Genomic DNA, 21,982 nt, shown 5'->3' on the forward strand with positions numbered 1-21,982 from the left:
TGGGCGAGTCAGGCCCGTTTGCGGCTGGCGTTTTCCAGCATGGGCAGCACGCAACCCAGCAATACGTCGAAGGCCGGGCCGATCTCTTCCTCGGGCACGCAGGCGTAGCCGAGCAGCAGGCCACGCTGCACGGCTGCGCCGGAGAAGTACCGTGACAGTGGCCGTACGAGAATGCCGCGATCCCGGGCGAGATTGGCCAGCGCCACATCGTCCACGTGGTCGGGCAGGCGCAGCACGAGGTGCAGGCCGGCGTTGCTGGCGTGCTCGTGCAGGGCGTCGGGGCCAAGGTAACGTTCGATCAGGCCGGACAGCACGGCACGCCGGCGGGCATAGAGCGGTCGCATCCGGCGGATGTGCGCGGCGTAGTCGCCGGCCTGGATGAACTCGGCCACCGTGGCCTGCGTAATCAGGTGCCCCGCGCGATAGAGATCGGCGTGGGCGGTCTTCATGGCAGCGGCCAGGGCCTTCGGCAAGACGATGTAACCCATGCGCAGGCCGGGATAGAGCGTCTTGCTGAATGTGCCGATATAGATCACCGGCGCATCGGGCTCCATGCCTTGCAGCGATGGGATCGGCTGACCCGCATAGCGGAACTCGCTGTCGTAGTCGTCTTCGACGATCCAGCTGCCATGGCGGCGCGCCACTTCCAGCAGCGCGCGGCGCCGCCGCAGGCTCATCACCGCGCCAAGCGGATATTGGTGCGAGGGCGTGACGAATATGAAGCGGGGCGGCGGCGTGGGGGACGCATCGGAATCGTCGAAGGCAGGCAGCGTCATGCCTTCTGCATCCACGGGCATGGGTGTCATGCCGATATCGCTCAGTTGCAGCACGCCCCGGATGCCCCAGTAGCCGGGTTCTTCCACCCACGCCTGATCCCCCGGCGAACCGAGCATGCGCGCCACGAGGTCGATGGCCTGGTGGATACCTTCCGTAATCAGTATCTGGTCCGCGTCGCAACGGGTGGAGCGGGCCACGCGAAGATGCGCCGCCACCGCTTCGCGCAGCGCAGGCAGGCCGCCGCCGTGGCTGTAACTGAGCCACTCCGGCTGCGGCTGCCGCCAGAGCCGCGCGGCGATCTGCGCATAGCGCCGATGCGGAAAGCGGCGCAGGTCCGGCACACCCGGCATGAAGGCGCCCCATTGCACGGGCGAGGCCGATGCGCTCGACAACAGCCGCTGCCCCCGGGGCGACAGGCCCGGCATCTCGGGCGGGGCCTGCGCAGGCAATTCGGCAGCGGTCGCATTCAGGAAGCGTTCCGGCGCGGTGTCCGCCACGAAGGTGCCGCTGCCGGTGCGGGCGCGCAGATATCCCTCCGCCAGCAGTTGCTCGTACGCGTACGTCACTGTATTGCGGGACAAGCCCAGTTCGGCAGCGAGATCGCGTTGCGGCGGCAGGCGGGTGCCGCTGGCCAGCGCGCCGTCGAGGATCGCGCCCCGGATGCACGCATAGAGCCCGCGATTGAGCGGGCGGGCCAGCGCCGCCGTCCCATCGGGGCCGAGCCGCTGAAGTAGCAGGTCACCGCAGATCGATTTCAATTGGCACCATCTGATTTGTGAAAGTGGCGCTAGATTGTAGGGCCAAAACAGATTGCAATGGGGCCGTTCCTTTTTCGATCCCGTCGATCCCGTCGATCCCCTTCGATCCTGCCCCCATCATGAAGAATCAAGAACTGAACCAGTCCCGAGCCCAGCACACGCCGCGTGGCGTGGGCGTGATGTGCGATTTCCATGCCGACCGCGCCGAGAACGCCACGCTGTGGGATGTGGAAGGCCGCCAGTTCACCGACTTTGCGGCCGGTATCGCGGTGCTGAACACCGGTCACCGCCATCCGCGCGTGATGCAGGCGATTGCCGCGCAACTGGAGCGATTCACGCATACCGCCTATCAGGTGGTGCCTTACGCGGGCTACATCACGCTGGCCCAGCGGTTGAACGAAATCGTCCCCATAGGCGGGTCCAACGGCGGACCGAACAAGACCGCGCTGTTCACCACGGGCGCCGAGGCGGTGGAGAACGCCGTCAAGATCGCGCGAGCCCATACCGGTCGCGCTGGCGTGATCGCCTTCTCGGGCGCCTTCCACGGTCGCACGCTGCTGGGCATGGCGCTGACCGGCAAGGTGACGCCGTACAAGGTGGGCTTCGGGCCATTCCCGTCGGACATCTATCACGCACCGTTCCCGAACGCGCTGCATGGCGTCAGCACCGCCCAGGCGTTGCAGGCGCTGGAAAGTCTGTTCAAGACCGACATCGATCCGAATCGCGTGGCGGCCATCATCATCGAGCCGGTGCAGGGCGAGGGCGGCTTCCAACCGGCACCGGCCGATTTCATGCGCGGCCTGCGTGCGGTGTGCGACCGTCACGGCATCGTGCTGATTGCCGATGAAGTGCAGACCGGGTTCGGGCGCACCGGCAAGCTGTTCGCGATGGAGCATTTCGATGTGCAGCCGGACCTGATCACGATGGCCAAGAGCCTCGGCGGTGGCATGCCGCTGTCGGCGGTGAGTGGCCGCGCCGAGATCATGGATGCGCCGCTGCCCGGTGGACTCGGTGGCACCTATGCCGGCAATCCGCTGGCTGTGGCGGCCGCGCATGCAGTGATCGACGTGATTGCCGAGGAACGCTTGTGCGAACGCGCCGCAGCACTGGGGCAACAGTTGCAGGCGCACCTGAACGCGCAGCGCGCAACGTGCCCCGCGCTGGCCGAGGTGCGCGGCCTGGGCTCGATGGTAGCGGCCGAGTTCTGCGATCCGGCAACGGGTGCCCCGAACGCCGAGGCCGCGCTGCGCGTGCAGAAGCGCGCGCTCGAAGCAGGGCTGGTGCTGTTGACGTGCGGCACGTACGGCAACGTGATCCGCTTCCTCTATCCGCTGACGATTCCGCAGGATCAGTTCGATGCAGCGCTGGCCGTGCTGACGCAGGCGCTGGCCGCATAGCGTTGGATGGGATGGCTCAGGGCGCCCCTGCTTGGTGCCCTGACCCTTGCCTCGCAACATCTTGTGGCATGCCGCAGCCTCAACGCGGTGCACGCCTTCCGCAAACTTCCCTCACCGGAAGGGTGCGGAAAACACGCATCCCGACACAGGCAATTTTTCAGTGGTACGCATTTTGCGCAAGACAGGTCACCACGCAACGGATCGCCGGCACGTGGCACTTGTTCGATTCAAAGAGGGTACAGACATGCGTTTCAACCGTTCCACATCACGCCGGACGTTCTTGTCCACCACGCTGCTAGCAGTATCGTCGATGGCTTTGTCGACTGTCCCATCGCTGGCCTCGGCACAAGCCGCACGCGACTGGCCGACCCAGCCCATCCGCATCGTCGTGCCATTCCAGGCAGGCTCCGCCACCGATCTCATCACCCGTCAGCTTGGCGTGGGACTGGGCAAGGAATACGGCCAGACCTTCGTGGTCGAGAACCGCCCGGGCGCTGCCGCGATGATCGGTAGCGAAGCCGCGGCGCGCGCGCCCGGCGATGGCTATACGTTGCTGATGTCCGGTCCTGCATCGATGGTGACGAACCGCTTCCTCTACAAGAAGCTCAGCTACGACCCCGATGCGTTCGAGAAAGTGGCCGTCGTTGCCATCACGCCGAATCTGCTGATGTCGAATCCGTCGCTGCCGTTCCGCACGCTGCCCGAGATGGTGGCGTATGCCAAGGCCAATCCCGGCAAGCTGACGTATGCCTCGTTTGGCTCGGGCACGACCTCGCACATCGCGGGCGAGATGCTGAAGGCCGTGGCGGGCATCGATATCGTCCACGTGCCATACAAGGGTGCAGGCGAGGCCATTCCCGCGCTGCTGGCGGGACAGGTGTCGATGTACTTCGACACCATCATGACGGGCTTGCCGTTCGTGAAGTCGGGCAAGCTGCGCGCACTCGGCATGTCCACTGCGAAGCGCTCGCCGCAAGCGCCCGAGATCCCCACGATTGCCGAACAGGGCTATGCAGGCTTCGACATTGCGCCGTGGTACGGCATCGTCGCGCCCAAGGGCACACCGGCCGAGGTGGTCACCAAGCTCAACGTGTCGATCAACAAGCTGCTGGCCACGCCGGATTTCCGTGAGAAGCTGGCCGTCACCGGCGCCGAGCCGCGCGGCGGCAGCGTGGCCGATTTCACGGCGATGGTCAACGCGGAGATTCCCCGCACCGAGAAGCTCGTGAAGCAGGCCGGCGTCACGCTACAGTAAGCGTTCGTCGATCTACCGTGGCGCTCAGGCAGCGCCACGCCCCCATCCTTACAGACATACCGAACAAGATTCCCATGCTGCCTTTCGACTGGTCCTTCCCCTATCCCTCGCAGAAAATGCCGCTGCTGGCCGCCAACGCGGTAAGCACCAGCCAGCCGCTGGCGGCCCAGGCGGGCCTGCGCATGCTGTATGCCGGTGGCAATGCCATCGACAGTGCCATTGCCACCGCCATTACGCTGACGGTAGTGGAGCCAGTCATGAACGGTATTGGCGGCGACATGTTTGCGCTGGTCTGGCATGAGGGGCGTCTGCATGGCATCAATTCGAGTGGCCGCGCCCCCGCTGCATGGACGCTCGATCATTTCGCGGGCCGCGACAAGATGCCGTCGGTGGGGTGGGACACCGTGACGGTGCCGGGTCAGGTAGCGGGATGGAAGGCGTTGTCCAAGCGCTTCGGCAAGCTGCCTTTCGCCAAATTGTTCGAGCCGGCTATCGAATACGCGGAGCACGGCTTCCTGGTCTCACCGCAGATCGCGCGCCAATGGGCGGCACAGGTGCCGGTGCTGCGCGAGCAACCGGGCTTTGCCCAGGCATTCCTGCGCGATGGCCGTGCACCGCAGGCTGGCGAGCGCTGGCGCTTTCCGGAACAGGCCGCCACGCTGCGCAAGATTGCCGAAAGCGACGGAGCCAGCTTCTACAAGGGCGAACTGGCTGCGAAGATCGTCGAGTTTGCCGAGACCACCGGCGGCGCCATCCGTGGCGACGACCTTGCCGCCCATGAAGCCACGTGGGTAGAGCCGATCTCGCAGGACTTCCGTGGCTATACGCTGCACGAGATTCCGCCGAACGGGCAGGGCATTGCGGCGCTGATCGGACTGGGCATTCTTGACCGCTTCGATATCGAGTCGATGGGCGTGGACAGCGCGGATTTCTACCACGTTGGTGTTGAAGCCATGAAACTGGCTTTCGCGGACCTGCACCGGCACGTATCGGACCCCGCCACGATGCAGCATCCGCCCGCCGCCTTCCTCGACCCGGCCTATCTGGCCGAGCGCGCGGCAACCATCGACATGCGCCGCGCGGGCAAGCCCTCGGCGGGCATGCCGAAGACCGGCGGCACCGTGTACCTGGCATCGGCGGATGCGCAAGGTTCGATGGTGTCGTTCATCCAGTCGAACTACCGTGGCTTCGGCTCCGGGGTGGTGGTGCCCGGCACTGGCATCTCCCTGCACAACCGTGGCGAGGGCTTCAACCTGAAGCCGGGTCACGCCAACTGCGTGGCGCCGGGCAAGCAGCCCATGCACACGATCATCCCCGGCTTTGTCACGCGTCACGGCGCGCCGGTCATGGCGTTCGGCGTGATGGGTGGCTCGATGCAGGCGCAGGGGCACGTGCAGATGATGGCGCGCCTTGCCGCCTTCGGACAGAACCCCCAGGCGATGAGCGATGCACCGCGCTTCCGTGTGGAACACGGCCCGGTGGTCAACGTGGAGGCCCACCTGCCGGCCGATGTGGTGGCCGTGCTGCGCGAACGTGGTCACCACGTGGAAGTGGCGCCGCGCGACAGCCTGGAATTCGGCTCGGCGCAACTGATCTACAAGGCGCAAGACGGCTACATAGCCGCGTCGGATTCGCGACGCGATGGGCAGGCCGTGGGGTATTGATCCGCGCGCCAGCAGGCGGCCGGGTGTTAACGCCCGGCCCAGAATCGCTGTTGCAACGCAGCGATCTCGGCTTCCATCTCCGGCACCGGCCCGATCAGTTCCACCGGTTTCTGGCAATGGTCGAACACATAGCGCGACGGCACGCTCATGGTCGGATTTTCGGTATGGCTGCCGGTGGCCTGCAGCAGCGCGTGCTCGGTCATGCCGAACACCACGCGGCCGATGTTGGCCCAGTACGCGGTGCCCGCGCACATGCAGCAGGGTTCAACGTTGGTGTAGAGCGTACAACTCCACAGGTACTCCGGCGTGAAGTTGGTCGCGGCCACGCGGGCCAATGTGGATTCGGCATGATTGACCGTGTCGATGTTGCATTGCTCCAGCAACACGGTTTCCTGATCGGGGCCAACCAGGATGGCGCCGAACGGATGATGGCCGAGGCCAATCGCGCGTTCTGCTACGGCTTGCGTGCGGCGCAGGTGGCGACGGATCTGGTCCGGCGTGGGGGAGAGGCCCTGGGCGGGAAACGTAGTGGTCGTCATCGATGATTCCTGATTGCTGGATGTAAGAGGCAGGGGCTGGAGATAGCAGGCATCGTGCCAGCCCCGGCAACTATGCGGCAAGCCGCAACGTACGCGTCAACAAGTCCTGAAGTTCGTCCACCGCCTTGGCGCCACGCGACGCACGGCTACGGTACACCGCCACTTCCATCGGACCCAATGGGCCGAGACCCTGCTCGCTGCCGAGAATCTTCAGATGCGGCGGCGCGCTGCACTGCGTGAGCACGGCTACGGCCAACCCGCTTTCGATGGCCGCGATCTGCCCGGCCAGACTGGAGCTGTGATAGACCACCTTGTAGCGCCGTCCCTGCTGGGCCAGCGAATGGATGGCCACCTGACGCGCCAGGCTCGCATCCTCGTAGACGGCGATGGGCAGCGGATCGCGCCGCCAGGTTTCGAACTCGGGCGAGCCTACCCAGACCATCGGCTCATGAAACAGCAGCGTGCCACGGCGTGCGTGGTCGCGCGAGATCAATGCGAGGTCAAGGTCGCCGCTGGCCACGCGTGGAATCAGCGACGTGGATTGCTCGCACACCAGTTCGATTTCCACGCCGCTGTGCCGGGGCGCGAAGCGCTTCAGCACTGGCGTGAGGTACTTCTCGGCGTAGTCATCCGGTACGCCTAGCCGTACGCGGCCGGTCAGTTCCTCGCCCGTCAGCGCGCCTTGCGCCTCGGTGTGCAGATCCAGAATCCGCCGTGCATAGCCCAGCAGTGTCTGTCCTTCCGGCGTCAGGCTCAGATTGCGCGCGCTACGCTCCAGCAAGCGCTGCCCGAGTGCTTCCTCCAGCTTCTTGATCTGCATGCTTACGGCAGACTGGGAGCGATGGATTTCCCCAGCGGCACTCGCCAGCGACCCGGCATCGACCACAGCCACAAAGCATTTGAGCCAGTCCATCTGCAGGTCACGGGGTGTTGTCATCGCCGCCTCTCTACATTCGATTATCGAAAGCATGCATCGCGCATTATGCGCTTTTCATGATCGATGCGACGCGCCAGACTGGTGCCATGAAATCAGATCAGACACTTCACGGCGGCTTGCCCGCACACCAGGGCAGGGGATCGATTCTCAGTGGGAGCGGCGCGCTGCCATTCCTGCTCGGCAACGTATTGCTAGGCACCATCGGCATCTTTGTGTTCGCGGCCAACGCGCATCCGCTCACGGCCGCATGGTCGCGCTGCGCCTTTGGATGGGTCGGCCTCTCGGTGTGGCTGCTGTGCAGACGCGAGATGCGCCATGTCTGGCTCACACGCGATACCGCGCCGTGGGTGCTGATTGCCGCCTCGCTGATGGTGGCAAGCTGGGGCCTGTTCTTCGACGCGATAGGGCGCACCTCGGCAGGCATGGCCGTGGTGCTGTTTCATGTGCAGCCGCTGTTCGTGCTGGGGCTTGGCGGATTGTGGCTGGGCGAACCCGTTGGCCGTGCCCGCCTTGGCTTTGTGATGGTCGCGATGGTCGGACTATTGCTGGCAACGGGACTGCTGGAGCAGGCGGAGAGTGTGCGAGGCACGGGCTACTGGATCGGTGTAGGTGCCTGTCTGCTGGGCGCCCTGTGTACGGCGGGCGCGACGTTGATTGCACGCCGATTGGGAAATCTTCGCGCCGGCGTGCTGGCATGGTGGCAATGCGCGATTGGCACGACAGTGCTGCTGGCCTGGCCGCTGCAGCACGGCTGGCCGCCGTTCGGCGCGTCGTGGGCGTGGCTGGCCGGGATCGGGCTGGTGCACACGGCGCTGGCCTATACCTTGATCTATGCGGGCATGGCAAGGCTGCGCACCGCGCGCATCGCGGTGTTCCAGTTCGTCTATCCCGCCACGGCAGTGCTGATGGACTGGCTCGTGCTGGGACGTGGTCTCAGTGCCCTCCAGATTGCAGGCATCGGCGTGATGGCGGCGGCGATCTTGATGGCGGAGCGGAAGCACGGACAGGTCGAGTATTGAACCGCGTGCCCTCACCCCCAACCCCTCTCCCACTGCATGGGAGAGGGGAGCGCATAGCGCAGGACGTGGGCTTCCAAACGTGCCCCAGACTTGCTCCCCTCGCCCGCAAGCGGGAGAGGGACTGGGGGTGAGGGCTGGCGGGTCCTGACGTGTGGCATCATTCGCCAGCCCAATTCCGAACCCCACCGCCATGACAACTGCCCTGATCGTGATCGATGTCCAGCAAGGACTATGTGAAGGTGAGTACGCCGGTGTCGGCTGGGAAGGGATGGTCGAGCGGATCAACGGCATTGCTCGCCGTGTACGAGAGGCGGGCTTGCCGGTGATTTTTGTCCAGCACGAATCCGCTTCGGATTTCCTGAAGTTCGGATCACCGAGGTGGCAGCTTGCTCCGGGTCTGGATGTACATGCCTCGGACCTGCAGGTCCGCAAGACCACGCCGGACTCATTCCACAACACCGATCTCGCGGCGGTATTGCAGACGCATGGCGTCAAGGAACTGATCATCTGCGGCATGCAGAGTCAGTATTGCGTGGATACCACCACGCGCCGTGCGCTGGCACTGGGTTATCCGGTGACGCTGGTGAGCGATGGGCACACAACCGTAGCCAGCGGGGAACTGAGCGCCGCGCAGATCGCGCGCCACCACAACCAGACACTGGCCGGCATCATCAGCTTTGGCCCACGGGTCACGCTGCAGGCGGCCGCCGACGTACTGCGCGGCGGCGCCTGAACGGCGTTATTCCGCCTTGATTCCCGCCCGCTGCGCCACGGCGCGCATCTTCGGCAGTTCCGATTCGATTTGCGCCTGCGCTTGTGCAGGGGTGCCATAGCGCGGCTCGAAGCCGCTTTCCACCAGCAGCTTGCGCGTGACCGGGTCCGCCAGCGTATCGGCGAGCGCCTTGGTCAGCTTCTGGCGCACGTCGTCAGGCAGGCCGCGCGGGGCGGCGAGGATCGACCATGCATCGATGTCCACGCCCTGGATGCCGGCCTCGGCAGCAGTCGGCACGTCCGGCAACTGGGCCGAACGGCGTGCCGTGGTCACGGCCAGCGCCTGAATTTTCCCCGCCTTGATCTGCGGTGCCACGGCTGTAACGGTGTCGATGGCCAGCGGAATCTGGCCGCCGATCAGGTCGTTCATGGCTGGTGCACTGCCTTTGTATGGGACATGAACCAGTTTCACACCGGCGCTGTTCCACAGCAATTCGCCGGCAAAGTGTGCGGTGCTGCCTTGTCCGAACGAGCCATAGCTGTACTTGCCCGGCTCCGCCTTGGCCTTGGCCACGAGGTCGCGCAAGGTGTGAATACCAGCCTTGGGATTGGCCACCAGCACCAGCGGCAGCCGCGTGGCAAAGCCGATGGGCTCGAAGCTGCGGATCGGATCGTAGGGCAGGTTCGGCTGCAACGCCGGGTTGATCGTGAAGGTCGTGGTGCCCGCAGTCAGCAGCAATGTGTAGCCGTCCGGCGCAGCCTTGGCCACGTAGCTGGCGCCAATCACGGTGCCGGCGCCCGCGCGGTTTTCGACCACCACCGGCTGGCCCAACCGTTCGCCAAGCTGCTTGCCCAGCAGACGCGCCAGTACATCGGTCGCGCCGCCGGGTGGGTAAGGCGCAACGAGGCGAATGGGCCGGCTGGGATAGGTTTCAGCGAGGGCGTTGCCGGAAACGGTCACGCCGAGCGCCACGGAGAGCAGGGTGCTGCGCAGGAGAAAGCGGGAAGACATGAGGACAACCGTACAGAAAGGCCGTGCAGGTTACCCCGCCTTCCGCTCCAGCCAAACAACTGATCTGCAATATGGATATAACGGCGTCCGACTTCCGGCGATTTACCCAAACACCACCAGCGGCACCCCCACATGCACCGGCGATGGCAACACGCTTGCCGGCATGCCGTAGACCTTGGCGAGAATCTCCGGGGTCAATACCTCGGCGGACGGTCCGTACGCGGCGGTGCGGCCATCGGCGAGCAGCAGCAGTTGATCGCACCATCGCGCCGCAAGATTGACGTCGTGCAGCACAACGAGCACCGCCAGGCCATCGGTGCGGCTCAGCGTCTTCACGGCGTCGAGCAGCAGAAGCTGGTGGCGCGGATCGAGGCTCGAGATCGGTTCGTCGAGCAGCAGCGCACGATAGGTATCCGATTCCCGGCAAGCCAGTACCTGCACCAGCGTGCGGGCAAATTGCACGCGTTGTTGCTCGCCGCCAGACAGGCTCTGGTATTCGCGCGTGGCCAGGTGTGGCACATCGGCCAGGGCGAGTGCACGGCGTATGAGCGCGTTCAGTGCCGTGCGGTCGAGTTCCGGGAACGGATATGCGCCCATCGTGACCACTTCGGTGACATCGAGGTCGAAGCCAAGTCCCGGCGATTGCGGCAGTACAGCGCGGCTGCGCGCGAGTTCCTGCACGGGCCATTTGCCGAGCGCACGATCGTTCAGTGTGATGGCGGCATCGTGCGCAGGAATCTCGCCCGCAAGCACGCCCAGCAGCGTGCTCTTGCCCGCGCCGTTCGCACCGAGCACACCGAGCACCTGCCCGGCGCGCAGTTCGAGATCGATACCACTGAGCACTTCGCGGCGACCGCGTGTGCAACGGAGATTTCTGGCGAGCAGCATGTCAGGTCTTTTTCCGCGTCAGCATCCACAGCAGGAACGGCCCGCCCACGATGCTGGTCACGATGCCGATGGGAAGTTCGGCGGGGATGACGACCGTGCGCGACAGCCAGTCCGCGAGTGTCATGGCAATCGCGCCACCAGCAATCGCATTTGGCAGCAGCCAACGATGATCCGCACCAAGTGGCATGCGAATCAGGTGCGGCACGACGAGGCCAACGAACGAAATGGTGCCGGTCACGGCGACGACGGGGCCGACGAGCAGGGCGGTCAGCACAATCAACCGGCGCCGTAGTCGCTTGAGATCGAAGCCGAGGTGTTGCGCTTCGCGCTCGCCAAGCAGCAGGGCATTCATCGCGCGCCAGTCCCGCAGGAGCAAGGCGCAGAGCACGGTCACCAGCGGCACGAGCCACGCCAGCATCTGCCACGTAGCACCAGCAAGGCTGCCCATGTTCCAGAACGTGAGATTGCGCAGTTGCACGTCGCTGGCCTGATACGTGAAGAAGCCGACGATAGCCGCGCAGATCGCATTGATGGCGATGCCGGCCAGCAACAGATTGGCCACGCCGCCGCGCCGCGAACCGAGCCGGTACGCAAACGCGGTGGCGATGAGACTGCCCAGGAACGCTGCCGGTGCAATGCTGCCCAGCCCTTCGGCGCCGAGCACGATCGCGGCCACGGCACCCGCCGCACCGCCGAGCGAGATGCCGATCAAGCCCGGTTCGGCCAGAGGATTGCGGAACAGCGCCTGCATGACCGCGCCGGACAACGCCAGCGCGGCGCCCACGGTCACGGCCAATACGATGCGCGGCAACCGTACTTCGATCAGCACGTTGCGCCACATCGCGTCATCCCCGTCCGTGGGCGATGACCACAGCAGCGGCAACAGCTTGGCATGCGGAATGGAGAGCGCGCCGCTGGCGGCCGCCCAGAGGGCGGTGAACACCAGCATGGCGCAGAGGGCGGTGAAGACGCCCAGTCGGTGCGCGCGCATCAGCGAGCAGCCGATGGCGGCGAAGTTGGCGCTGAAACCAGGCCCGTTTGCAGCAGGCGCAGCGCTTCCGGCAACCGGGGACCAAAGCCAAGCAGCAGCAGGTCATCCATCACGACGATGCGCTTGTTTCGCGCAGCCGGCGTGGCGTTCAAGCCCGGCTGGGCGAGGAATGCTTCCGCGCTTCCGCTGGCGCCTACCGACATCGTCGTGGTGACAATGACATCCGGCTTCAGTGCCGCCGCTGCCTCGGCAGAGAACGGCTTGAAGCCGGTCTGGTTGCCGAGCACGTTCGTCGCGCCCGCGAGCTTGAGCATCGCATTGCCGGCCGTATCCGCGCCCACCGCCTGCATCTTGCCGGTATGGCTGCTCACCATCAGCACGCGCACCGTGCCGCTGACGGGCTTGATGTCGCGCAGTTCGGCGTGCAGCTTGTCGACCAGTGCGCGCCCGCGCTCCGGCATTTCCAGCGCGTTGGCCGTGCCGATGATCCGCTGATCGAGCGCCTCGATCGTTGGCTCGGATGGCAGCGTCACCACCTTGCTGCCAAGCTTGCGCACTTGCTCCAGTGCTTGCGGCGGGCCGCTCTGATCGGAGGCGAGCACGAGATCGGGCTTGAGGCTCGCAATGCCTTCGACCGAAAACGACCGGTAGTAGCCTACCTTCGGCAACTTCAATGCAGACGCCGGATAGATGCTCGACGAATCGGCACCGACCAGCGTCTTGCCTGCATCGAGCGCGTAGACGATTTCGGTGACCGCGCCACCGAGCCCGACAACGCGGGCAGGCGGCGCGGCCTGGGCAAGACCTGCCGCGCACAGCAGGGACAACAGCGCAGGGCGCAGCAGTTTCATCGCTTGGTTCCTTGTTGCCATCACACTGCCATCAGGCCGCCAGTGCCACCGGGCACAGCGACTGGAGCAGCGCGCGCCATTCGGCCAGTTCCGGCTTGCCGGGCTTGCGCTCGCCGAAGAACTGCACGATCAGCTCGCCACTGGCGCCGTACAGCTCCAGCGACGTCACCCAGCCATCGACGGTCGGCTTGTTCACTACCCAGCTCGACACCACGGCCTCGGTATTGAGGTGCAGGTTGAACGATGGATCGAGCACGTTGAACCACGGGCCGGTACGCACCAGCTTCTTCACCGGACCGGTGTGGATCTGCACGATGCCGCGGTTGGCCACGAAGCACATGATCGGCAGGCCGGTTTCCGCGGCGCGGTGCAACACGGTTTCCACAGCGATGTCATTGACCTGTTGCGCAAGATCCTGCCCCGCCGTACGCAGTGCGCCGAGACGTGACACCTTGAACTGCCGCAGCATGGAGAAGAAGTCGTGCGTGTCTTTCAGGCCGCGCCAGTGGGTCCGGAATGCATCGCCATCGGCGGGCACGTCGGCTTCCTGGGTAGCTACGACCGGTTCGATTGTGACCGGTGCGATGGCATCCACCGCATGGCGGTCGATGTACGCCTGCCATGCGGCAGCGTCGGTGGCATCGGTCTTGTAGACCTTGTGCACCGCATCGCCGGCCTTGTCGAAGAACTGGATGCTCTCGCGGCCGTTCTCCGTCACGGCGTAGAAATGCCGCCAGCTGCCAAAGAACATGCGCAGGTCGATGTCCGGGCCGAGCACGATGCCCATGGGTCCTTCGGCTTCGATACCCGTGTACGCACCGTGGCGCTCATGCACGGCATTGTCGTTGCGCGACAGTGCCATCACGGCACCCAGCGTACCGAGGTCGCGGAACAACTCCTGTGCCGTGCCGCCGAGTTGCTTCGATACCAGGCCGCAACCTGCGGCCACCAGTTCGGCCTCCGTCACACCGAGCCGCTGTGCGCGGTCTCGGATGCGAAGCTTGGGCTCTGCTGCCACCAACGCCTCATGACGTTGGCGCAGCGTTTCAACATCCTGTTGTGTCATGTTTGTGGGGACTGTAGTCATTCAATCAGGGCTGGACGTCGAAATTGATGGTCCAGGTCTGCTGGCTGCTGTTCACGTTCGGGTCTGCGTAGGCGATCTTCGTCAGGTGGAAGCGCGCATACGTGGTGCCTTCGCCGCCACGGATCAGGCCGCCGGCATCGGTATTGGCCGCGATCAGGTGAGCGACAGACGGCAGACCATTGGCGGCGGCGGCTGCAGCGGTCGGGAAGTACGAGAACCAGCCGTAGTTCAGCGGGTTCGGATACGTGCCGGTGTAGGCCGGGTTCAGCACGGAAGCCGTCGAATCCTTGACCCACGCCGAGGCAGAAGCCGGTACGGCCAGCGTCAGGTCGGACAGGTCAGCCAGCGTGGCGGTCAGGTTGTTCACGTCGGTGAACTTCGCTGCCACAGGCTTGTTCGACGAATCATAGAAACCAGCCGGGGTCTTGCCCAGGAAGCCCGCGACCGTGCCCGTGCCCGACTCGCCACCGTTCAGCTTCACGTTGTAGCGGTTGAAGGCGATATGCCACGTACCCGTCGAGGTGGTGGTGACGCGGTTCACGAGGTCGTAGTAGACCCAGTCGGTCGAGGCATTGACCTGTGCCGTGTAGACGGTAGCCGGCGCATTGCGATCCACGAAGCGGAAGCTCGGATAGCCCGACGTCGTGCCGCCTGCACCACCGTAATAACCGGTGACCTGGAGCGCGAACACGGTGGACGGCGTAGCGCCCGTGGCATCGGCCGCAGCGCTGTTCGTGGTGATCACGAACGTACGGAACGTGGGATACAGCGAGTGGTCCGTCGCCGCGCCGGTCACGCCGTATTCGAACGTGGCGGAGCCGATATCGTTGGTGCTGGCAAACACGCCGCTGGCCGAGTCCTTCAGGAACACGGCTGCGGGCAGGGCGCCGTTGACCGGATCGGTCGTGGCATTTTTCCAGGCCGACAGGTTGCTCCAGGTGTGGTCGAACGGGCTGCCGAACGCGCCGCCGTTGCCGGTGCCGCTGGTGCCGCTGTTCGTCCACAGCTTGGCCGTACGGCCACCAGTATCCGTCTTGACCTTCAGGTCCCACGCCGTGCCCGAGCACGCGGTCTCGGCCTTTGCGTTGAAGTCGTAGCAGAGCGATGCACCAGCCGCCGGCAGGGCGAAACTCCATTCGGCTGATTGCGTGAAGGCCGTGGTGGCTGCCGGCGGCGTGGTCGTGCCGCCGCCCGTGTTGGAGTTGCCACCGGTGCTGGGCGTCGTGGTGGTGCTGTCGTCGCCACCGCCGCCGCAGGCGGCGAGCGTCAGCGCCAGCGCGGCCACGCCAATTGCGCCCAGCGTGCGGCGATGCAAGGAGAGTGTGTCGTTCTTCATCATGAGTGCTTCCCCGTTGAGTTCTTGTTAGCGAGCGACGTCGAAGTTGAACCGTGCGCCCAGGTAGATAAAGCGCCCCGCCACGGGCCCGAAGTCACTGGCATTCGCAAAATCGCGTTGACGATTGAAGAGGTTGTTGACGCCGACGAAGCCCGTGACGTTGCGTCCGATCTTCTGGTTCAGCACCAGGTCCAGCGTGCCCCAGCCCGGCGAGCGAGCGCCCGTCACGGAGTCGGTCAGTTCGCTGCTCTGGAAGCGCGCGCGCGTGGTCAGTTCGGTAGACGGGAAGATGCGCCAGTCAGCGCCCACGCGGCCCATATGACGCGGACGGCGAGTCAGTTCGGTGCCGGTATTGAGGTCTTCCGTGTCTGTGAAGGTGTAGGCGGCCGTCAGGTTCAGCGTGTTGGTGGCGCGCCAGCGCAGCGAAGTTTCCGCGCCTTGCGTCTTGGCGCGCGCCACGTTGCGGTAGGTGTAGACCGCGATGCCGTTGACCATCTGGAAGTTGGTCATGTCGGTCTGGATCAGGTCCGTCACGCGGTTGTAGAACAGATTCGCATCGAGCGTGACGCGGTCGCGCCAGCTCAACTGGCCGCCAAGCTGGAAGCTGTTCGACGATTCGGGCTTCAGGTTCGGGTTGCCGAGCACCACATAGCCCAGCGAGCTATGGTCGAACAGGTAATGACGTTCCTTGAGGTTCGGCACGCGATAACCCTGACCGTAGTTGGCGCGCAGCACACCCTTCCAGGTTTCGGTGGCCAGCAGGTTGGCGCGCACGCCCACCTTCGGCGCGAAGTGGCTGCCAAAATCGGAATCGTGCTGGCCGCGCAGGCCGAACACCATTTCCCAGGTCTCGTTGAAGATGACGTCGTTCTGCACGTACAACTCGCCCGCTGTGCGTTCGGCGTTGCCCGAGCCCGCAAGCTCGGAGGCACCGTTGACGTTCTGGTTCAGCGTCTCGCGATGGAAGTCGCCGCCGAACTGCCACAGTTGCCGATACCAGGCCGGCATGTCGAACTGCGCGGAGACGTGATCGGTCTGCTGCGCGGAGTTGCGCGTGGAAGTCTGGAAGCCGTTCGAGTATTCGCGCGACGTGCTGTCGTAGGTTTCGTGTACACCGGCCAGCCGGGCACGCACACCATTGTCGAAGCCCCACTGGCCGCCATACGTATAGCGATTGCGGTCGATATCCTCGGTCTTGCGCTGCGGCACGTACTGCGGCGGCGCGTAATACTGGTAGCGCTGCTCGTCGGTCTCGCGATAGGCACTGGCATCGAACCAGAACTTGCCTGCCTTCGTCGGTAGCCATTCGAGCCGGCCCGAATACTGCTGGCGGCGCACCTTGTCGCCATGGCGCGTCCAGTTGTCCGGCTCCACGGCAAAACCCTTGTTATCGAGCGCATCGGCACTGACGCGCGCCCGGAAGTGCTCCGTGCCACCTTCCAGCCGAACGTTTCCGTGCAGCGCGCCGGGCGAGCCGTCGGCGTTCTGGCCGCCATAGGTGCCTGCATCGGCCGTGGCTGCACCACGGAAACCCTTCTCGATGGGACGCGTGATCACATTGATGACGCCGCCCATGGCGGAGCTGCCGTACTGGGCCGAACTGGCGCCCTTGACCACTTCGATGTGATCGACTTCGGTGAGCAGGTATTGCGAAACGTCTACCGTCGAACCAGTGCTGGCGGTGATGGGCAGCCCATCGATCAGGATCAGCACCTGATCCGCCGTCATGCCCTGCAGCGTGACCTCGTACCCCGATTTGCCGTGGATTTCGCGCAGTTGCAGGCCGGGCACGTTCTCCAGCGCATCCTTGAGCGTGCGGGCGTGGGTACGTTCGATTTCCTGGCGGTCGACCACTTCGGTACGGATCGGCGTCTCGTCGAGCGTCTTTTCCGAACGGGTGCCGGTGACCACCACGGTGGAGAGGGACGTATCGGCAGCGACCGGCTGGGCACGAAGATGCGGCGCAGTGGAAAGCAGAGTGCCGGCGACGACGGCAAGGGTTTTCAGACGCATGAAGGGGGCGGACCTGCTCGGTTAGAAACAGACGCAAATGATAATGATTCTGATATCCACTTTTATTAACTTTCCTTAACCGTTTATGGCAACGGTGCGGCGTGGTCATGCGGGGAAGCGAAAAACGGGGAAAGAGGTAGAAAGACGGAAGGAAAGCGAGGGAAGGCGGGGGAAGGCGAAAGAAGAGGGCGGGGTGGGGCGGGGAGGGACGGACGCGCCGGACGAACGTCCGGCGCTGGAAACTCAGTTCAGCAGTTCGAGCAGGGATTCAATCTCGCTGGCGCAGGCGCGGGCAGCGATGGATTCGATGCGGCGATACAGGTCGATAACCGCTTCACCTTCCTTTGTGAGGACGGTGCCACCCCGCGCATCGCCGCCATGTTCGGAGACAACAGCCGGACTCCGCATCGCGGCGTTCAAATCCTGCACCAGCAGCCAGGCACGCCGATAAGACATCTGCATGCTGCGCGCTGCAGCGGAAATGGACCCATGATCCCGAATAGCTTCAAGCAGCGAGATCTTGCCGGGGCCGATGGCGATGACGTCCGCAACGGTCACCCGCATGCGAAACCTGACCTGGGCCTGGTTTTTGGTTTCCGGTTTTTTTGCCATGGCGGGCAGTCTACTGCATCCCATCCCGTGGGAGTGCGCTGTGCTGCTTCAGTGGCATCGATCGTGTCATGCTCCGCCGTTATATCCAGTGGTATATTTCGGGAACCGCGCTGACCCGGATACCTATCGCCATGAAGTTCCGCTTCGAATTGTCACCGTCCATCGATCTCGCTGAAGGCCCGCAGCCGGCTGGCAATGTGTTCAGCCTGCTGGGCGCCATTCGCGAAACCGGCTCGTTGCAGCAGGCTGCGCTGCGCGTGGGGCTTTCCTATCGCTACGCATGGGGCTCGATCCGCCACTGGGAGAGCCTGTTCGATCGCAGCATCGTCACGATGCAACGGGGCAAGGGCGCCGAACTGACGCGCTTCGGCGAGAGCCTGCTGGTGGCGGAAAACCGGGTCCGGGAAGTTGTCGAGCCGGTCATCGAATCGGCAGCGGCGGAATTCCACCGGTATCTGGGCGATTCCCTGACGTCGCGCACGCAGGTGCGCTTCTCCGGCAGGCCAGATGCGGCGATCGACGTCATGAAGGATTCGCTTGCGATTGGCGAGGCCGATATGTCGCTCGATACCGTGTTCTGCGGTGCCGTGGATGGATTGATCTGCCTGCACGAACGTCAGGCGGAGCTGGCGGGTTTCCACGTGTCGCCGGTCCATCAACCGGGCACGCGGCTTCATGCTGCGTTCAAGCCCTGGCTCAAACCGTCGGACGTGCGACTCGTGCGCGTGGCATGGCGCGATCAGGGACTCATGATGGCGCCGCGACTCGCCAGATCGGTCAAAAGCGTGGCGGACCTGGCCTCGCCCGAGATCCGCTTCATCAATCGTGAGCGCGGTTCCTCCACGCGCGCACTGTTCGACCAGGTGGTAGCATCGGGTGGCGTCCATGCCGAGCGGATCGCCGGCTACGAGCGCTATGCCTTCGGCAATCGAATGGTGGGAGAGGCCGTGCAGCACGGAGAGGCCGATGTAGGCTTCGGCCTCCGGTCCACCGCCGAGACGCTCGGCCTGCACTACGTGCCGTTGACGCGCGAAGCGTATTACCTGGCCCTGCGCAACAGCGACCGCGACGCAGCATGGGTCACGGCGCTGCTCGATATGCTCCGGTCAGAACAGGTGGCTGGCCAGATCAGCGCCATTCCGGGCTATCAGCCGGAGCCTTCGCTGCGGCTGATGCCCGTGCATGAAGCCTTGCCCTGGTGACAGAGAGCCGGGCACGGGCGCAGGTCGCGCCGTTCGCAGACGGGGTGATCGAAGAATTTGTAGACTCAGCCCTTCGGTCTTGGAAACTGCAACTCGAACTCCGTGAACTCGTGTTCGACGGAGCGGCATGAGATCGACGCATTCCAGCTACGCAGCACGTCGCGGCAGAACGCCAGCCCGATGCCGGTTCCCCGGTGCGCCGGGTACGAGAAAAATGGCTGGAACATCTTGGCCAGTACGTGCGGCGGCATGCCCGTGGCGGTGTCGCGGAACACCACGCGGATGCCGGTTGGAGTGCCTTCGCAGCGGATGCGGATGTCGCCCTTGCCGGCCCGGCGAATGGCCTCCAGTGCGTTTTTTGTCAGGTTGGTGATGACGAGTGCGAACAGTTGCGCGTTGCCCATCACCAGCATGGGCTCGCACGTTTCAATCGTCACGATGTGCTGATGCTCGGGTTCGAATGGAAAGCGCTCGATGCTCTCGCGGACCGCGCTGCCGATATCGAACAGTTCCTGTCGCGCTGATCTGGGGTCCTTCGAATTGGCCACTAGTAGCTCGATGCTGCTATTCACATGGGCGATGTCGGCTTGCAATCGCGCCACTGCCTGCAGCAATGCCTCGCGCTGGGGGGCGCCGGCGTCCAGCGCGGCAGGCAGGCGGTTGCGTAGCGCGGTGGCCGTCATGCCGAGGCTGGTCAGCGGTGTGCGCAGTTCATGCGCCACGGTGGCCAGCGCCACGGCCATCCCGCGACGCTTCTGTTCCATCAGAAGCTGACGGTCGAGCTTGATGACCACCAGCACGGCAATCACGAAGGCGATGATCGGGATCTGCAGCAGCAAGGATGCCCAGGGTATGCCGGCCATGGAGTGGCCCGCGAGGACGAACATCGCAAATGCACCCGCAGCGCCTGCAATCAGGGCGATGGTCGCAAACGCCGCACTGAAGTGGTACAGCACCACCACGGCGATGATGACGGATTCCGCCCAGACCAGCGAGCCGTGATTCTCCAGGTAGAAAAAGATAAAGGCGAACGGCATCCCGACCGTTATTGCAAACAGGGCATACGCAGGCAGCCACCGTTTGTGCGAGAGCGCCGAGGCAAACAGCAGCGGCACGAACAGCGCCGTGCATATCAGCCTCAGCCAGATGTTCTCGTACGGTTGCGGAAAGACATAGGACCAGATGACGAAGTACAGCGGATGGCCGAGCACACCCAGCGCACCCACCATCTGGATGCGCCGCAGCCGCATGACGCTCTCTTCGTCGAGCAGTGTGGTGCGCGACGCCGACTCGAACACAGCCCGCCATAACTTCATGGCAGGCCGTGTCTGCGGTGCGTCGCCGCTTGCTTGCTCTTGCGTGGCTTCCATCTCCAGCGTTGTCTCCTGGATCCTAGAGGGTTCGGGCGCTTTCGTTCAATGTTGTTGCTCGTCTTTCCCGCGGCTCGCCGGCTGCGTGTTGCGGGGAACGCGGTGCGCGCGGCGCGTGGACGACCATTCTGCCAGCCTGACCTCGTCCCGGATCTCCGCAAGCACACTGATCAACCGGTCGATATCCGAAGCGGCTAGTTTCGCATGCAGAGTAAGGCGCATCAATGCCCTATTCTTGGGGGTGGCCGGCGAGCAGAATACCGCGCCGAAAATGCCGCGTCGCTGCAAGGCATCGCGCAACACCATGACCTGTGGCTCGGTGCCCGCCTCCAGCCCGATGATCTGCTCGGACCCGTCACTGATGTTGTAGCCTAGTTCGGCAATCGCGGTACGCGTATGGCGCGTGATCGCATGCAGGTCGGCGCGCCGGTCGTCCGCTGCCGCAATGAAGTCCGTTGCGGCATCGAACCATGCAATCTCATGCCGCAACAGGCCAGAACTGAAAATGGCCGGCCGTGCTTCCACGGCAAAAAAGTCCTTGAACGCCGTGGAGCAGGTCACGAATCCGGCCCGCCCCGCAAATGCCTTGGCCAGCGATGCCGTCCTGAAATGCACGCGCTCCGAGAGTCCGAGTTCCGGCACCAGGCCGCCGCCGGACGGCCCGTGCGTGCCGAGCGCGTGAGACTCGTCCACCACAAGTACCGATCCCGATTGCTCCGCCACCTCGACAAATTCGCGGATGGGCGCGACGCTGCCCGTCGTGCTGTAGACCGAATCCACCATGATGACGCCCGGACCATTGCGCTCGATCTGCCGCGCTGCATGGCCAAAGTCGTTGTGGCGAACCGGCACGGCGGTGGCGCCTGCCGCGCTGATACCTTCCCACAGCGAAGCGTGCCCATTCGTGTCGATGTACACCGGCACGCCGGGGCCGGCAATGCATTGGACCAATCCCACGTTTGCCGCCCAGCCAGACTGTGCGATCAAGCCATCCTCCGCCTGCATCAATGCGGCCAGCTTGCGCTCGACGCGCTGCTGGGGGGTGTCGCCGTGGCGGAAGACGGAAGACATCAGCAGTTCGGGCTGTTCGTCGAGCAGCGCGCGGGCCTGCGCCTGCACCAGCGGCGCCTCGCCCAGCAGGCAGAGATAGTCGTTGCTGCTCAGGTGAAGGGCATCCGGTCCCGGGGTCCGACCATGCAGCAGATGATCCCCTCCCCACAACGTGCCCATCCGGTCGATGAAATGCGTGTCCATCCGGGTAGAGATCCAGGCCGGAAGCGGCGCGGATTTGCTGCGACTGACAGAATTTGTCAGGTGTTGGTGAAGATCGGAAAACGACATCGGATTCCCTCCAGGTCGTAACTGCCAGGGTTAAAGGTGAAAAACGAGTGAAAAAGCGTGTTGAGAAAGCTTGAGGCTTACAGAGGTAACGCACAGTGGGCCCTCCTGCCTATTGGTACGAACCGAGGGAGTCCCCGATAAGAAACGTCGCCAAATCACAACATCAGGAACGTTTCACCCCCGGCAATCACCGGGAATCTCCTGATCTTGACGAATAACGGG

19 protein-coding genes are annotated in these 21,982 nt (G+C 64.5%); 6 read left to right on the plus strand and 13 right to left on the minus strand.

What is annotated here, in order from left to right; all coding sequences use genetic code 11:
• Positions 1–8: 8 nt before the first annotated feature.
• Positions 9–1,535: a PLP-dependent aminotransferase family protein gene (locus tag GA566_RS19090; RefSeq protein ID WP_160473694.1), complete on the minus strand. Its 1,527-nt coding sequence runs from the start codon at positions 1,533–1,535 to the stop codon at positions 9–11.
• A gap of 119 nt (positions 1,536–1,654) precedes the next feature.
• On the opposite strand from GA566_RS19090, the gene GA566_RS19095 reads away from it, so the two are divergent.
• From GA566_RS19095 to GA566_RS19105, 3 genes are all read left to right on the plus strand, one after another.
• Positions 1,655–2,932 carry a 4-aminobutyrate--2-oxoglutarate transaminase gene (locus tag GA566_RS19095; RefSeq protein ID WP_137928043.1) on the plus strand — a complete coding sequence of 426 codons (1,278 nt, stop codon included), beginning with the start codon at positions 1,655–1,657 and terminating at the stop codon, positions 2,930–2,932.
• Positions 2,933–3,242: 310 nt separating this feature from the next.
• Positions 3,243–4,187, plus strand: a complete 945-nt coding sequence (locus tag GA566_RS19100; RefSeq protein WP_237380479.1) for a tripartite tricarboxylate transporter substrate binding protein — start codon at positions 3,243–3,245, stop codon at positions 4,185–4,187.
• 74 nt (positions 4,188–4,261) lie between these two features.
• Entirely contained in the window at positions 4,262–5,851 is a 1,590-nt protein-coding gene (locus GA566_RS19105; RefSeq protein ID WP_160473695.1) for a gamma-glutamyltransferase family protein, read from the plus strand.
• A 26-nt stretch (positions 5,852–5,877) separates the two neighbouring features.
• On the opposite strand, the gene GA566_RS19110 is transcribed toward GA566_RS19105, so the two are convergent.
• The gene (locus tag GA566_RS19110) at positions 5,878–6,390 is read right to left on the minus strand and encodes a nucleoside deaminase (protein ID WP_137928040.1); all 513 of its coding nucleotides are present in this window, start codon (positions 6,388–6,390) and stop codon (positions 5,878–5,880) included.
• Between the two features lie 70 nt (positions 6,391–6,460).
• Entirely contained in the window at positions 6,461–7,327 is an 867-nt protein-coding gene (locus GA566_RS19115) for a LysR family transcriptional regulator (protein WP_160473696.1), read from the minus strand.
• Positions 7,328–7,413: 86 nt separating this feature from the next.
• On the opposite strand from GA566_RS19115, the gene GA566_RS19120 reads away from it, so the two are divergent.
• Both GA566_RS19120 and GA566_RS19125 read left to right on the plus strand, forming a co-directional pair.
• The gene (locus GA566_RS19120) at positions 7,414–8,346 is read left to right on the plus strand and encodes a DMT family transporter (protein WP_160473697.1); all 933 of its coding nucleotides are present in this window, start codon (positions 7,414–7,416) and stop codon (positions 8,344–8,346) included.
• 190 nt (positions 8,347–8,536) lie between these two features.
• Positions 8,537–9,079 (plus strand): cysteine hydrolase family protein, encoded by a 543-nt coding sequence (locus GA566_RS19125; RefSeq protein WP_160473698.1) that lies wholly within the window; start codon positions 8,537–8,539, stop codon positions 9,077–9,079.
• A 6-nt stretch (positions 9,080–9,085) separates the two neighbouring features.
• Here GA566_RS19125 and GA566_RS19130 read toward each other — a convergent pair whose 3' ends face one another.
• The 8 genes from GA566_RS19130 to GA566_RS19165 all read right to left on the minus strand — a co-directional run bounded on the left by GA566_RS19130 (position 9,086) and on the right by GA566_RS19165 (position 17,847).
• Positions 9,086–10,069, minus strand: a complete 984-nt coding sequence (locus GA566_RS19130) for a tripartite tricarboxylate transporter substrate binding protein (protein ID WP_160473699.1) — start codon at positions 10,067–10,069, stop codon at positions 9,086–9,088.
• Positions 10,070–10,171: 102 nt separating this feature from the next.
• Positions 10,172–10,957 carry a heme ABC transporter ATP-binding protein gene (locus tag GA566_RS19135; protein ID WP_160473700.1) on the minus strand — a complete coding sequence of 262 codons (786 nt, stop codon included), beginning with the start codon at positions 10,955–10,957 and terminating at the stop codon, positions 10,172–10,174.
• Between the two features lies 1 nt (position 10,958).
• Positions 10,959–11,948 (minus strand): iron ABC transporter permease, encoded by a 990-nt coding sequence (locus GA566_RS19140; protein ID WP_137928034.1) that lies wholly within the window; start codon positions 11,946–11,948, stop codon positions 10,959–10,961.
• Positions 11,948–12,799 (minus strand): hemin ABC transporter substrate-binding protein, encoded by an 852-nt coding sequence (locus GA566_RS19145; RefSeq protein WP_137928033.1) that lies wholly within the window; start codon positions 12,797–12,799, stop codon positions 11,948–11,950. Before GA566_RS19145 ends, GA566_RS19140 begins: the two co-directional genes overlap by 1 nt.
• A gap of 31 nt (positions 12,800–12,830) precedes the next feature.
• On the minus strand, positions 12,831–13,865 hold the full coding sequence (locus GA566_RS19150; protein WP_160473701.1) for a hemin-degrading factor: 1,035 nt from the start codon (positions 13,863–13,865) through the stop codon (positions 12,831–12,833).
• Between the two features lie 25 nt (positions 13,866–13,890).
• A complete protein-coding gene (locus GA566_RS19155; protein ID WP_237380481.1) occupies positions 13,891–15,225 on the minus strand; it encodes an HmuY family protein in 1,335 nt (444 codons plus the stop codon).
• A 24-nt stretch (positions 15,226–15,249) separates the two neighbouring features.
• Positions 15,250–17,235, minus strand: coding sequence for a TonB-dependent siderophore receptor (locus tag GA566_RS19160; protein WP_160473702.1), 1,986 nt, complete (start codon positions 17,233–17,235; stop codon positions 15,250–15,252).
• Between the two features lie 243 nt (positions 17,236–17,478).
• A complete protein-coding gene (locus GA566_RS19165) occupies positions 17,479–17,847 on the minus strand; it encodes a winged helix-turn-helix domain-containing protein (protein ID WP_237380483.1) in 369 nt (122 codons plus the stop codon).
• A gap of 68 nt (positions 17,848–17,915) precedes the next feature.
• Here GA566_RS19165 and GA566_RS19170 point away from each other — a divergent pair, with 68 nt between their 5' ends.
• Positions 17,916–19,049 carry a substrate-binding domain-containing protein gene (locus GA566_RS19170; protein WP_237380485.1) on the plus strand — a complete coding sequence of 378 codons (1,134 nt, stop codon included), beginning with the start codon at positions 17,916–17,918 and terminating at the stop codon, positions 19,047–19,049.
• Between the two features lie 65 nt (positions 19,050–19,114).
• On the opposite strand, the gene GA566_RS19175 is transcribed toward GA566_RS19170, so the two are convergent.
• A complete protein-coding gene (locus GA566_RS19175; protein ID WP_137925182.1) occupies positions 19,115–20,419 on the minus strand; it encodes a sensor histidine kinase in 1,305 nt (434 codons plus the stop codon).
• Positions 20,420–20,464: 45 nt separating this feature from the next.
• On the minus strand, positions 20,465–21,760 hold the full coding sequence (gene cqsA, locus GA566_RS19180) for an alpha-hydroxyketone-type quorum-sensing autoinducer synthase (RefSeq protein ID WP_137925183.1): 1,296 nt from the start codon (positions 21,758–21,760) through the stop codon (positions 20,465–20,467).
• Positions 21,761–21,982: the final 222 nt, after the last annotated feature.

Source organism: Cupriavidus sp. SW-Y-13 (genome assembly GCF_009793345.1).
Classification (GTDB): Bacteria; Pseudomonadota; Gammaproteobacteria; order Burkholderiales; family Burkholderiaceae; genus Cupriavidus.

Coding starts and splice junctions, on each gene's coding strand:
- GA566_RS19155 (WP_237380481.1), bottom strand. CDS start 15,225: ATGATGAAGAACGACACACTCTCCTTGCATCGCCGCACGCTGGGCGCA.
- GA566_RS19160 (WP_160473702.1), bottom strand. CDS start 17,235: ATGCGTCTGAAAACCCTTGCCGTCGTCGCCGGCACTCTGCTTTCCACT.
- GA566_RS19145 (WP_137928033.1), bottom strand. CDS start 12,799: ATGAAACTGCTGCGCCCTGCGCTGTTGTCCCTGCTGTGCGCGGCAGGT.
- GA566_RS19130 (WP_160473699.1), bottom strand. CDS start 10,069: ATGTCTTCCCGCTTTCTCCTGCGCAGCACCCTGCTCTCCGTGGCGCTC.
- GA566_RS19120 (WP_160473697.1), top strand. CDS start 7,414: ATGAAATCAGATCAGACACTTCACGGCGGCTTGCCCGCACACCAGGGC.
- GA566_RS19140 (WP_137928034.1), bottom strand. CDS start 11,948: ATGCGCGCGCACCGACTGGGCGTCTTCACCGCCCTCTGCGCCATGCTG.
- GA566_RS19170 (WP_237380485.1), top strand. CDS start 17,916: ATGCTCCGCCGTTATATCCAGTGGTATATTTCGGGAACCGCGCTGACC.
- GA566_RS19095 (WP_137928043.1), top strand. CDS start 1,655: ATGAAGAATCAAGAACTGAACCAGTCCCGAGCCCAGCACACGCCGCGT.
- GA566_RS19125 (WP_160473698.1), top strand. CDS start 8,537: ATGACAACTGCCCTGATCGTGATCGATGTCCAGCAAGGACTATGTGAA.
- GA566_RS19100 (WP_237380479.1), top strand. CDS start 3,243: ATGGCTTTGTCGACTGTCCCATCGCTGGCCTCGGCACAAGCCGCACGC.
- GA566_RS19115 (WP_160473696.1), bottom strand. CDS start 7,327: ATGACAACACCCCGTGACCTGCAGATGGACTGGCTCAAATGCTTTGTG.
- cqsA (WP_137925183.1), bottom strand. CDS start 21,760: ATGTCGTTTTCCGATCTTCACCAACACCTGACAAATTCTGTCAGTCGC.
- GA566_RS19165 (WP_237380483.1), bottom strand. CDS start 17,847: ATGGCAAAAAAACCGGAAACCAAAAACCAGGCCCAGGTCAGGTTTCGC.
- GA566_RS19175 (WP_137925182.1), bottom strand. CDS start 20,419: ATGGAAGCCACGCAAGAGCAAGCAAGCGGCGACGCACCGCAGACACGG.
- GA566_RS19105 (WP_160473695.1), top strand. CDS start 4,262: ATGCTGCCTTTCGACTGGTCCTTCCCCTATCCCTCGCAGAAAATGCCG.
- GA566_RS19135 (WP_160473700.1), bottom strand. CDS start 10,957: ATGCTGCTCGCCAGAAATCTCCGTTGCACACGCGGTCGCCGCGAAGTG.
- GA566_RS19150 (WP_160473701.1), bottom strand. CDS start 13,865: ATGACACAACAGGATGTTGAAACGCTGCGCCAACGTCATGAGGCGTTG.
- GA566_RS19110 (WP_137928040.1), bottom strand. CDS start 6,390: ATGACGACCACTACGTTTCCCGCCCAGGGCCTCTCCCCCACGCCGGAC.